The 12,482-nt window shown below is 67.1% G+C and carries 9 protein-coding genes and 1 riboswitch; all 9 genes read right to left on the bottom strand.

Annotation, left to right across the window (positions count from 1 at the left end; genetic code table 11):
* Window positions 1-75: 75 nt before the first annotated feature.
* Entirely contained in the window at window positions 76-1,710 is a 1,635-nt protein-coding gene (locus tag RS85_RS12915) for a peptide ABC transporter substrate-binding protein (protein ID WP_046013868.1), read from the bottom strand.
* A gap of 213 nt (window positions 1,711-1,923) precedes the next feature.
* Entirely contained in the window at window positions 1,924-4,770 is a 2,847-nt protein-coding gene (gene gcvP / locus RS85_RS12910) for an aminomethyl-transferring glycine dehydrogenase (protein WP_046013976.1), read from the bottom strand.
* A gap of 61 nt (window positions 4,771-4,831) precedes the next feature.
* Entirely contained in the window at window positions 4,832-5,209 is a 378-nt protein-coding gene (gene gcvH, locus RS85_RS12905) for a glycine cleavage system protein GcvH (protein WP_046013867.1), read from the bottom strand.
* Window positions 5,206-6,390 carry a glycine cleavage system aminomethyltransferase GcvT gene (locus RS85_RS12900; protein ID WP_046013866.1) on the bottom strand — a complete coding sequence of 395 codons (1,185 nt, stop codon included), beginning with the start codon at window positions 6,388-6,390 and terminating at the stop codon, window positions 5,206-5,208. Before RS85_RS12900 ends, gcvH begins: the two co-directional genes overlap by 4 nt.
* Window positions 6,391-6,692: 302 nt before the next feature.
* Window positions 6,693-6,788, bottom strand: a riboswitch (glycine riboswitch).
* A 96-nt stretch (window positions 6,789-6,884) separates the two neighbouring features.
* On the bottom strand, window positions 6,885-7,748 hold the full coding sequence (locus tag RS85_RS12895; protein ID WP_046013865.1) for an ABC transporter ATP-binding protein: 864 nt from the start codon (window positions 7,746-7,748) through the stop codon (window positions 6,885-6,887).
* Window positions 7,745-8,596: an ABC transporter ATP-binding protein gene (locus RS85_RS12890; protein WP_046013864.1), complete on the bottom strand. Its 852-nt coding sequence runs from the start codon at window positions 8,594-8,596 to the stop codon at window positions 7,745-7,747. The genes RS85_RS12895 and RS85_RS12890 overlap by 4 nt, the downstream gene beginning before the upstream one ends.
* Window positions 8,593-9,576, bottom strand: a complete 984-nt coding sequence (locus RS85_RS12885) for an ABC transporter permease (RefSeq protein ID WP_046013863.1) — start codon at window positions 9,574-9,576, stop codon at window positions 8,593-8,595. The genes RS85_RS12890 and RS85_RS12885 overlap by 4 nt, the downstream gene beginning before the upstream one ends.
* Window positions 9,569-10,564: an ABC transporter permease gene (locus tag RS85_RS12880; protein ID WP_046013862.1), complete on the bottom strand. Its 996-nt coding sequence runs from the start codon at window positions 10,562-10,564 to the stop codon at window positions 9,569-9,571. The genes RS85_RS12885 and RS85_RS12880 overlap by 8 nt, the downstream gene beginning before the upstream one ends.
* 31 nt (window positions 10,565-10,595) lie before the next feature.
* The gene (locus RS85_RS12875) at window positions 10,596-12,287 is read right to left on the bottom strand and encodes an ABC transporter substrate-binding protein (RefSeq protein ID WP_046013861.1); all 1,692 of its coding nucleotides are present in this window, start codon (window positions 12,285-12,287) and stop codon (window positions 10,596-10,598) included.
* Window positions 12,288-12,482: the final 195 nt, after the last annotated feature.

Here is a 12,482-nt window from a genome sequence, read left to right as displayed (position 1 = left end):
GAAAAGCGTGACGAACACAGCCCGCGAGGCGGTGACGACGAATCGTCACCGCCTCACAGGTGAGTGCCGTCAGGCTTACTCGCCGTCCTTCGTGACCTGGTAGAGGATCGGCCAGGTGTCCCAGCCGAACTCGACGTTCTCGACGTCCTCGCCCCACGCGCCCATGGCGTTGGTGTACCAGAGCGGGATGGCAGGCAGATCCTGGAACAGGATCTCCTGCGCCTCCTGGAACTTCGTGATGCCCTCTTCGACATCGGCAGCGGATGCGCCCTCATCGAGGAGTGCGTCGAACTCGGGGTTCGAGTAGTCGCCGTCGTTCGAGCCTGCACCGGTGCCGAAGATCGGGCCGAGGCCGTTGAACATCGACGGGTAGTCGAACTGCCATCCGGTGCGGAAGGCGGTGGTCGACTGACGCTCGGTGATCAGCGTGCGGTGCTCGGCGAACGTCGGGATCGGGTTGCCCGATGCCTCGATGCCGAGGTTGTTCTTCAGCTGGTTGGCGATGGCGTCGACCCAGCCCTGGTTGGGGCCGTCGGCGTTGTACTGGATCTGGAACGAGCCGGTCCACGGCGCGATGGCGTCGGCCTCGGCCCACAGGTCCTTCGCCTTCTCGGCGTCGAACTCGAGCACCTCGGAACCGGGGATGTCCTCCGAGTAGCCGTCGATCACCGGCGACGTGAAGTCCTTCGCCGGGGTGCGAGTGCCGCTGAAGACCACGTCGGTGATCTCTTCACGGTCGATCGCGTGCGAGATGGCCGCACGGCGCAGCTGGCCCTCTTCACCGCTGAAGTGCTCGAGGCGCTCCGGGATGGTGATGGTGGCGTTGGCCGCGGCGGGCTGATTCACCGTGCGGTCCGGGAAGTCGCTCTCGAAGGTCTGCAGAGCGGTGTCCGGGATCTCCTGGATGATGTCGAGCTCGCCACCCTGGAGGTCGGCGTACGCCGCGTCCGTGCTGGCGTAGAGCTTCATGTCCACGCCGCCGTTCATGGCTTCGCGGGGACCGGTGTAGTCCTCGTTCTTGATCAGCTCGATGCTCTCGTTGTGCTTCCACGCACCCTCTTCGGCGAACACGTACGGTCCGTTGCCGATCGGGTTCTCGCCGAAGGCCTCGAGGTCGTCCCACGCCGCTGCCGGCAGCGGGAAGAACGCGGTGTAGCCGAGGCGCAGCGGGAAATCGGACTCCGGCTGCTTGAGCTTGACGGTGAAGGTGAGGTCGTCGACGACCTTCAGGCCGGAGAGCTCCGCGACGTTCTCTTCGTAGGAGAAGCCCTCGATGGACTCGAAGAAGTAGCTCGAGAGCTGCTTGTTGTCGAGCGCCGCACCGTAGTTCCAGGCGTTGACGAACGACTCGGCGTCGACCGGGTCGCCGTTCGCGAACGTCTGGTCGGCCTTGATCTTGATCGTGAAGGTCTGCGCGTCCTCGGTCTCGATGGACTCGGCGAGGTCGTTGTGCACGGCGCCCTCGGCGTCGTAGTACACCAGACCGGCGAAGATGCTCTGCAGCACGAGGCCGCCACCGACCTCGTTGGTGTTCGTCGGGATCAGCGGGTTCTGCGGCTCGGTGTTGTTGACCGAGATGACCGCCGTGGCGTCACCGGATGACGTCTCCTCGGTGGGCTCGTTGCCGCCGCCGCTCGCGCAACCCGCGAGAGTCAAGGCGCCGATCAGGAAAAATGCGCTGCCCGCGAGGGCGATTCTGTTGCGCTTCACTTTGTGTCCTCCTGGACTATTACTCAGACTGCGCGCTCACCGTTGAACGCGTAGGGATAGTCGAGAGTAACCCGCGCCCGTACACACATCGCACTCAGCTAATGAACCGTTACTGAGTGGTGATCATCGTTAACACGGGGGAAACATTCGGACGCATGAAACGGCGCCGCACCCCGTCAGGGGTGCGGCGCCGCTTCATGACGAGCGTCCTGTTCAGGCGAAGGCCTCCACCGGAGGGCAGGCGCAGACCAGGTTGCGGTCGCCGTAGGCCGGGTCGATGCGGCGTACCGGCGGCCAGTACTTCCCCGCGACCAGTGCGTGCACCGGGTATGCGGCGTCCTCGCGGGTGTAGGCGTGCGTCCACTCCCCCGAGATCAGTGAGACCGCGGTGTGGGGGGCGTGCACCAGAGGGTTGTCGTCGGCGGGCCAGCGGCCTGCCGCGACGGCATCCGCCTCTGCCTTGATCAGGATCATGGCCTCGATGAAGCGGTCGATCTCGCCGATGTCCTCCGACTCCGTCGGCTCGACCATGAGCGTGCCCGCGACGGGGAACGACATGGTCGGAGCGTGGAAGCCGTAGTCGATCAGGCGCTTGGCGACGTCGTCGACCGTGATCCCCGTGGCTTCTCGAAGCGGACGCAGATCGAGGATGCACTCGTGTGCGACCCGTCCGTTCTCACCCGTGTAGAGCACCGGGTAGTGCTCGCCCAGGCGCGCGGCGATGTAGTTCGCCGAGAGCACCGCGGCCGCGGTCGCGCGGCGGAGGCCGTCGGCGCCCATCATCCGCACGTACGCCCACGAGATCGGCAGGATGCCCGCAGAGCCGTACGGCGCTGCCGACACCACTCCGCCCTCGAACGTGAATCCGCCGAAGTGCTCAGCGCGCTGCGCGAGCGGGTGCGACGGCAGGAACGGCGCCAGGTGGGCCTTGGCCGCCACCGGACCGACTCCGGGACCGCCACCGCCGTGCGGGATCGCGAACGTCTTGTGCAGGTTGAGATGCGAGACGTCGCCGCCGAGGTCGCCGAACCGTGCGTAGCCCAGCAGCGCGTTGAGGTTCGCGCCGTCGACGTACACCTGACCGCCCGCGTCATGCACCGCGCCCGTGATCTCCACCACGTCGTGCTCGTACACACCGTGCGTGGACGGGTAGGTGATCATCAGTGCCGACAGGGTGTCGGCGTGCGCGGCGATCTTCGCACGGAGATCGTCGAGGTCCACGTTGCCGAGCTCATCGCAGGCGACCACGACGACCTTCATCCCGGCGAGGACGGCGGAGGCGGCGTTCGTGCCGTGCGCCGACGACGGGATGAGGCACACCGTGCGCTGCGTGTCGCCGTTCGCGAGGTGATAGCCGCGGATCGCGAGGAGCCCGGCCAGCTCGCCCTGCGAGCCGGCGTTCGGCTGCAGTGAGACGGCGTCATACCCGGTGACCTCGGCGAGCCAGCCCTCCAGCTGCTCGATGAGGTCGAGATAGCCCTGCACGTCGGATGCCGGTGCGAACGGGTGGATGCCCGCGAATTCGGGCCACGTGATCGCTGCCATCTCGCTCGCCGCGTTGAGCTTCATCGTGCAGGATCCCAGCGGGATCATTCCACGATCGAGCGCGTAGTCGCGGTCGGCGAGGCTCTTCAGGTAGCGCATCATCGCGGTCTCGCTGCGGTGCGCGTGGAAGACCGGGTGGGTCAGGTAGTCGTCCTGGCGGATGAGTCCGTCGGGCAGAGCACCGTGGGAGCCGCTCGCGAAGCGTCCGAAGGCGCGCTGCTGCTGACCGCCGAACACCATGGCCACCTGATGCAGTTCACCGTAGGTCGTCGTCTCGTCGACGGAGATGCTCACGGTGTCGGCATCCGCCGCGTGGAGCAGGATGCCGTGGGTGTCATGCGCCTCGGCGACGAGCTCAGCCGCGCGCCCCGGAACCCGGACGGACAGGGTGTCGAAGAACGCGTCGTGCACGACCTCGGCGCCGGCTTCTCTCAACCAGTCCCGGAGGAGGAGCGCCTTGTCGGCGACCTCGCGGGCGATCGCCTTGAGCCCGTCCGGCCCGTGGTAGACCGCATACATCGACGCCATGACGGCGAGCAGCACCTGCGCGGTGCAGATGTTCGACGTGGCCTTCTCGCGGCGGATGTGCTGCTCGCGGGTCTGCAGCGAGAGGCGGTACGCGGGCCTGCCGTCGGCATCCACAGAGACGCCGACCAGGCGACCGGGCAGCTGCCGTTCGAGGCCCGCACGCACGGCCATGTATCCCGCGTGCGGACCGCCGAATCCCATCGGCACGCCGAACCGCTGGGTCGTGCCGACCGCGACGTCCGCGCCGAGCGAACCGGGAGACGAGATGAGGGTGAGCGCGAGCAGGTCGGCGGCGGCGACTGCGAGACCACCGGCGAGGTGGGCGGCGTCGATGACGGCCGAGGGTTCCCAGACCCGTCCGGACGCACCGGGGTACTGCACGAAGACGCCGAACAGCTCTGTCGGGAGTTCCTCACCCGCGGCGAAGTCGACGATCATGAGCTCGATGCCGACGGCATCCGCCCGCGTGGCCAGCAGGGCCTTCGTCTGCGGGAACGCGTCCGCGTCGACCGCGAACACGTTCGAGGTGGACTTCGAGGCGCGACGGGCGAGCAGCATGCCCTCCACGACCGCGGTGGACTCGTCGAGCATCGACGCGTTCGCCGTCGTGAGACCGGTGAGCTCCGCGACCATCGTCTGGAAGTTGATGAGCGCTTCCAGGCGGCCCTGCGAGATCTCGGGCTGGTACGGCGTGTAGGCCGTGTACCACGACGGGTTCTCGAGCACGTTGCGCTGGATCACCTGCGGCGTGATGGTGCCGTAGTAGCCGAGGCCGATCATCGGGCGGTTCACGGCGTTCCGCGACGCGAGGGCGCGCAGCTCGGCCAGCGCTTCGGTCTCGCTCGCCGCGGCCGGGATGGTGGACGACAGGGCATCCGCGCCCGAGGCGGGGCCGGTGAAGATCGAGGACGGGACGGCCTGGCGCATCAGCGCCTCGACCGGACTCCAGTCCTCGAGCGGGGAGGTGACCTCGAGCGCATCCAGCATGGTGCGCTGGGCGGCATCCGTCGGCCCGATGTGACGATCGGCGAAAGAGACCACGGGCGGATCAGCCCTCCGTCAGGGCGACGTAGGCGTCGCGGTCGAGCAGGCCGTCGAGAGCGCCGTCGGCGACGGACACCTTGATCAGCCACCCGCCCTCGAAGGGCTCGGCGTTGACCAGCGAGGGGTCGTCGACGGCGGCGTCGTTGATCTCGACGACCGTGCCGGCGACGGGCGCGTACAGCTCGCCCACGGACTTGGTCGACTCGATCTCTCCGACGATCGCGCCGGCGGTGAGCTCGGTGCCGACGGCGGGCAGCTCGACGAACACGACATCGCCCAGCTTCTCGGCGGCGTAGTCGGTGATGCCGACCGTGACCGTATCGCCGGCGACGGCGATCCACTCGTGCTCTTCGGTGTACTTCAGCGCGCTGAGATCGGTCATTTCATCCTCCGGTAGAAAGGCAGGGCGGTCACGGTCGCGGGGATCTTCGTCCCCCGCACATCAAGGAATACTGCGGTTCCCTCTTCCGCGGAAGAAGGGGTCACGTAGGCCATCGCGATCGGATGGCCGAGGGTCGGGCTGAGGGCTCCGCTGGTGATCTCGCCGATCATGGCGCCGTCGGCATCCTCCACGGCGTAGCCGGCGCGGCCGGCGCGCTTGCCCTCGGCCACGAGGCCAACGAGGACGGGCGCACCTGATGCCGCGGCGACGGCATCCTTCCCGACGAAGCTCTCCTTCTCGGACACGACGACACGACCGAGGCCGGCCTGCGCAGGCTTCGTCTCGGTGGTCAGCTCGTGGCCGTACAGCGGCATCCCCGCCTCGAGGCGGAGCGTGTCCCGCGCGGCGAGTCCGGCGGGCACGAGGCCGTGGGGCTCTCCGGCCGTCATCAGCGCATCCCACAGGACCGGTGCGTCGGCGGCGCGCACCAGCAGCTCGAAGCCGTCCTCTCCGGTGTATCCGGTGCGGGCGAGCAGCAGCGACTCGCCCTCGAAGCGCGCATCGGCCCAGGCGTAGTACTTCTGCGCCTCCCACGGCGTCGAGACATCGGTGATCCCGGCGGTCGCGGCGACGATGGCCTCGGCGGCGGGCCCCTGGACGGCGATGAGGGCGAAGGACTCGGACACGTCCTCGACATCGACCCCCCGATCCCCCAGGAAGCCGGCGAAGCTGCGCTCCTCGCCCTCCGCCCGCGCCGGAGACTGCCGTTCGATGAGCGAGGGGAAGGAGCGGATGCGTTTGGCGAAGGCTGCATCGACAAACCCTCGGTTGCCTGCGTTCGCGATCACGAGGTACCGGTCGTCGGCGAGACGGTAGACGATCACATCGTCGACGATGCCGCCTGCGTCGGAGAGCATCAGGGAGTACTTCGCCTTGCCGACGGGCATCGCCGAGAGGCGACCGGCGAGCGCGTAGTCGAGGAATTCCCCCGCGCTCTCGCCCGTGACGAGGAACTCGGCCATGTGCGAGATGTCGAAGATGCCCGCGGCCTGACGCACGGCGTGGTGCTCGGCGAGGTCGGAGGTGTAGCGCACCGGCATCTGCCAGCCGCCGAAGTCGGTGAACGAGGCGCCGAGTGCCTCGTGGCGCTCTCGCAGCGGGGTGTAGCGGGGGTCGGACATGGAGTTCTCCCGGGCTGGTACGGGCGGAACGGCGGCATCGACGTTCCTCGGAACTCCCCCTCTGTCATGGGCCTGAGAGCTTCACCCGCACCTGGGGGGCTTTCACCGTCGGCGGACTTCTTCACGTTCGGTCGTTGAGCGAGCGGAGCGAGACGAAACGCCTCGGGATTCACTCGACTCTCAGACCGAGAGCAAGAACGGGGAGACTCGCGGAACTCGTCTCACCGGGGTTTCGACTCGGGCGCGGACGCCTTCGCTCAACCCGATTTCTTGCTGCGCTCGAAATCGCTTTTCAGAGTGGCCGGAACCGCGCGGTACGCGTTACCTGAGAGATTGGCGGGGAGGCTTGCTCCTTCGGTGCCCGGCTGCGTTCGCCGGGGCTCTCCCGCGGGGGTCATTCGGCCTGTCTTCAGTTGTGGGTTCAGTCTAGCCCGAGACCCTCGGCAGCCGAGAGCGCGTTCCGGTCGCCAGAAAGTGCGACCGGAGTCGCCCCGTCAGCCTACGATGCCGAGCTCGGCCCGCACCTCATCGCGCAGCTTGCCGAGGTTGTCGGGCTCGGGAGCCGCGCCGAGGAGCGTCGTCGTGTACTCGTGCTGCGGGTTGAGGATGACCTCGTCGGCGGGGCCGCGCTCGACCACGTCGCCCTTGTAGAGCACCATGATCTCGTCGGAGAAGTGCCGGGCGGTCGCCAGGTCGTGAGTGATGTACAGCACGCCGAGGTTCTCCTCGCGCTGCAGATCGGCGAGGAGGTTCAGCACCCCGAGACGGATCGACACGTCGAGCATCGACACCGGCTCGTCAGCCACGATGAACCGCGCCCCCGGTGCGAGGGCCCGCGCGATCGCCACACGCTGCCGCTGTCCGCCCGACAGCTCGTGCGGGCGGCGTTCCGCGAAGCTCTCGCCCGGGGTGAGCCGCACGCGTTCCAGCAGCTGCACGGCTCGTTCGCGCACCTCGGCGCGGCTGAGTTCGGGATGATGCAGCCGGATGGGCCGCTCCAGGTGATGAACGATCGTGTGGAACGGGTTCAGCGAGGCGAACGGGTCCTGGAACACCATCTGCACGTCCGAGCGATACCGCTCCAGCGCACCACCGCGAGTGCCGGACGGCTTGCCGTCGAGGAGGATCTCTCCGCTCGTCGGCGTCTCCAGCTTCATCAGCATCCGGGCGATCGTCGACTTGCCCGAGCCCGACTCGCCGACGAGCGCGACCGTCCGGCCCGGCTCGAGCGTGAACGACACGTCCTTGACCGCGTGCAGCACCGTGGTCTTGAAGCCGGAGCGCAGGTGGAAGTCCTTGGTGAGGTTCCGTGCCTCCAGCGTGCCCGTGCCGCGCGCGGCATCCGCCTTGATGCTCATCGGGTCCCCTCCTGGCTGACGCCGGTGCGGACGAAGTCGCCGCGCTCCCCCTTCAGCGAGGGGAAACTCGACAGCAGCTTCTTCGTGTACTCGTGCTGCGGGGTCCGGTAGATCTGCTCCGCCGTGCCCTGCTCGACGATCTGTCCCTGCAGCATCACCGCGATCCGGTCGCTGATCTCGATCAGCATCGGCAGGTCGTGGGTGATGAAGATGACCGCGAACCCGAGACGCTCGCGCAACCGCATGATCTCGCGGATGATGCCGCGCTGTACGACGACGTCGAGAGCGGTGGTCGGCTCGTCCATGATCATGACCTGCGGATCGAGGGCCAAGGCCATCGCGATCATCATGCGCTGTCGCATGCCGCCCGAGAGTTCGTGCGGGAAGCTCGTCAGCCGGCTCGGGTCGACCCCGACCAGCGTGAGCAGCTCTTCAGCCCGCTCCTTCTTCGCCTTCTTCGACATGCCGGGGCGGTGGGTGTCGAAGATGTCGAAGATCTGCGCCTTCACGTCGATCACCGGGTTGAGCGAGTTCATCGCTCCCTGGAAGACCATCGAGATCTTGTCCCAGCGGAACGCTCTGAGGCCGTCCCCGCTCAACCCCACGATGTCGATGTCGTGCCCGTCGCGGTCGTGGAACACGATCTCGCCGCTCGTCATCAGTGCCGGCGCCTTGAGGAGGCGATTCATCCCGTAGGCGAGCGTCGTCTTGCCACACCCGGATTCGCCCGCGAGGCCCAGGATCTCGCCCCGGTGCAGCGTCAGCGACACGTTGCGCACAGCTTTGACGGGCGGATCGACCTCGTACTCGATCGACACGTTGGTTGCGGTCAGCACTGCCTCGGTCATGCGGTGACCCCCTTGGTCTTGGCGGCCTTGCGCACGCGACGCGCCGCGTCGGGAGCGTTGCGGAGCTTCGGGTTGATGACCTCGTCGATCGCGAAGTTGATCAGCGCGAGTCCGGCGCCGAGCAGCGCGATCATGATGCCCGGGGGAACGAACCACCACCACGCACCTCGGCCGAGCGCCTGTCCGGACTGCGCGTCGTTGAGGATCGTCCCCCACGTGATCGAGTCCGTCGGTCCGAGACCGAGGTACGAGAGCCCGGCTTCGCCGAGGATCGCGAAGATGAGGGCGAAGAGGAACTGCGCGGTCAGCAGCGGCAGGAGGTTGGGCATGATCTCGACGAGGATCACCCGGAAGGACCGCTCCCCCGCGACCTTCGATGCGTAGACGTAGTCTCGCGTCCGCAGCGATCGCGTCTGCAGACGGAGCACGTAGGCGGCCCCTGCCCACGAGGTGACGCCGAGGAAGATGGCGACCAGCTGCCACGTGCGCTGCGGCACGAACGACGCGATCACCATGACCAGCGGAAGCGCGGGGATCACGATCATCACGTTGGTGATGAGGGCGAGACCGTCTTCCCGCCATCCACCCAGGTACCCGGCGAGGACGCCGAAGACGAGCGACAGCACGATCGCGATGACGCTGGCGACGAGTCCGACCAGTAGTGAGCCCTGGGCGCCGATCGCGAGCTGGGCGAACATGTCGTTGCCGAGCTTCGTCGTGCCGAGCCAGTGCTCCGCCGAGGGCGGTTGCAGGGCCGGGTTCGCGGTGCTGCGGGGGTCTTGCGTGAAGAGCGGCGCGATGACCGCGAACAGCACGGTGGCCACCACGAGCACGATGCCGACGATGAACTTCGGAGAGGTGCTGGGGAGGATGCGGCGCTTGCGCCCCTGCTGCGTCGCGAGCGAGACCGTGCTGGCCGGCGACGTCATCGGCTGCTCCTCGACGGTCAGGAGTCCGGCGGTGTTCTGCGGATCAGACATTCTGGCGAGCCCTCGGGTCGATGAAGCCATAGACGAGGTCCATGAAGAAGTTGGCGGCGAGCACGGTGATCGTGATCACGAGGAACAGCCCCTGCATCAGGGCGTAATCGTTGTTCGTCACGGCCTGGAACATCAGCTTCCCGATGCCGGGGTAGGTGAACACCTGTTCCATGACGATGGAGCCTGAGACGACGAAGCCCAGGGTGATCGAGAAGCCGGCGATCGACGGGATCGCGGCGTTCCGGGAGGCGTAGGTGGTGAGGATGCGGCGGGGCCGGAGACCCTTGGCCTCCGCGGTGAGCACGTAGTCCTCCGCCATGGTCGCGACCATCATGTTGCGCATGCCGAACATCCAGCCGCCGACCGAGCTGATCACGATCGTGAGGGCGGGGAGGATCGAATGGGCCAGCGCATCGGAGAAGAACGCCCAGGTCGGCTCGGGTCCCTCGGGGAAGTCGAAGACGTCGTAGCCGCCGAAGATCGGGAACCATCCGAGTCCCACCGCGAACACGGCGACCAGGATGAGCGCCATCCAGAAGTACGGGATCGACTGGAGCACCGTCGTCGCCGGGATCAGGTGATCGACCCAGGTGCCCCGCTTCCAGCCCGCCCAGGCGCCGAGCGCGACACCGAGGATGAAGGAGATCACGGTCGCGGTGCCGACCAGGATGAGCGTCCAGGGAAGAGCGCCGGCGATGAGCTCCGTCACCGGAGTGGGGTACTTCGTCACCGAGATCCCGAGATCACCGCGGAACATGCGACCCCAGTAGGCCAGGTACTGCTCCCACAGAGACGCATCATCACCGCCGAGCAGCAGTTTGATGTTGCGGATGGTGGTCTCGGAGATCTCGCCACCCGCCCGCTGCATCTTGGCGATCATGATGTCGGCCGGGTTCCCCGGCATGAGCCGGGGAAGCAGGAAGTTGAGTGAGATCGCGGCCCAGAGCGTGAACGCGTAGAACCCGATTCGTCGTGCATAGAACTTCATGTCACTGCTTCCTGCTTCCCCACCCCTTCTGCTACTTCGCCGGCTGCAGCTGCGTCAGGACGTAGCCTGCCGCGATGGCACCCCAGGACGGCGGGAAGGCGTACATGTCCTCCTCGGTCGGCCAGCCCGTGTAGTCCTGCGTGTTGTAGAACGTCTGGGTGGCGTTGATCACGAGCGGGATGTAGGGCAGGTCCTTCACGATCTCGGTCTGGATCGTGCCGTACAGCGCCTTCTTCTCGGCCTCGTCATCCGTGCTGATCGCCGACTGGATGGCGGCGTCGACCGTCGGGTTGCTGTAGCGGCTGAAGTTCCAGCGGCCGGCCGGAACCTCGGTGCCCACCGGGCTCGTCGACTGCACGTCCGTGCCGCCGAACCAGTCGCGGTAGATCTGGAACGGGTCGGCGACCGAGGTGCCGATCATTCCACCGACGATCAGCTGGAAGTCGCCACCCTGACGGGAGTCGGAGAACTCCTGCCACTGCACCGTGGAGGCCGTGATCTTGATGCCGGCGGCTGCCGCCTGCTCGGCGATCAGCTTGGCTGCGTCGTTGTAGTCGGTCCAGCCGTCGACCGAGGTCAGCGTCAGCTCGAGCGGAACGCCGTCCTTCGCGTAGAAGTCGCCGTCCTTCGTGTAGCCGGCGGCCTCGAGGATCGCGCCCGCCTCAGCGGCGTCCGCCTCCTGGGGGCTGACCTCGTTGGCGGCATCCGCGACCCACTTCTCGTCACGCGGGAGAAGAGCGTACGTCGGCGAGATGTCGCCGGTGAGTCCGACGAACGCCTTGTCCTTGATCGTGGCGCGATCGATCGCGACGTTGAGCGCCTGACGCACGGCGACATCGGTCTGCGGGCCGGTGCAGCCGAGCTCGGCGTTCGAGCACGTGTAGAGGACGGTCGGGTCCTGCGGCGTGTTGACCCAGTCGATCTTGCCGTTGCCGGTCACATCGTCCGGGTTCGGGATGAACATGCCGGTCCAGTCGAGCTCACCGGCGGCGAGCAGGTCCTGCGCGGTCTGGTTGTTGTCGACCGCGATGTACTGGACCTTCTTGACCCCGAGCTCGTCCGCGCCGCGGAAGTTCTCGTTCGCCACAAGGGTGTACGACTCGCTGGTGGTCTTGTCGACGACATAGGCGCCGGAGCCGACCGGCTCCTCGTTCGCGAAGTTCGCGAAGTCGGTGACCTCGGACCAGATGTGCTCGGGCAGGATGTAGGTCGAGCCGAGGCGCTGGAACTCGGTGGTGTACTGCGCGGCCGAGTAGGTCAGCACGACGGTGGTGTCGTCGGTGGCCTCGGCCGACACGAGTCCGTTGCCCTCGGGGTTGTTCGCCTCGTAGTTGAAGGAGAACGCGACGTCCTTCGCCGTGAGGGGCTCTCCGTCGCTCCACTTCAGGTCGGGCTTGATGGTGATCGTGATCACCGTGCCGTCCTCGTTGTACTCGTACGAGTCGCCGATCAGGCCCACGGGCTCGGAGTCGGCCGTCTTGTTGAAGAAGAACAGCGGCTCGTAGATGGGTCCGAGCGCGCCGTGGAGCACGGTCGGGGCGAACGGGTTGTAGTTGGCGGTGATGGGCGTCTGGCTGCCGGCCCAGACCCGAAGGGCCCGGTCGCCGTCGGCGTTGCCGTCGTCGCCGCTGCCGCCGGTGCCGCAGGCGGTGAGGCCCATGGCGAGGACGGATGCCCCTGCGACGGCGGTGAGCGCGATCTTGCGCTTTCCGTTACGGATCATTCTTCTGTTTCCTCTCGGTGCTGCACTGCAGGAGGGATTTCTCCGGATGGAGCTGAACCCCGACGTGGGGTCCGGGCAAACCCGGGAAGAATCGGTGGCCGACCTCGCAGGGTTTGTTAGGACAGTAACCTAACAAACCCCGTCGCGGTGAACAACCCTCCTCGAGGCCGCGAGATAACGTTTCGGACTCGGCGA

This window comes from Microbacterium sp. SA39, assembly GCF_000967865.1.
Taxonomy (GTDB): Bacteria; Actinomycetota; Actinomycetes; order Actinomycetales; family Microbacteriaceae; genus Microbacterium.
This window is presented reverse-complemented; position numbering and strand designations above follow the sequence as displayed.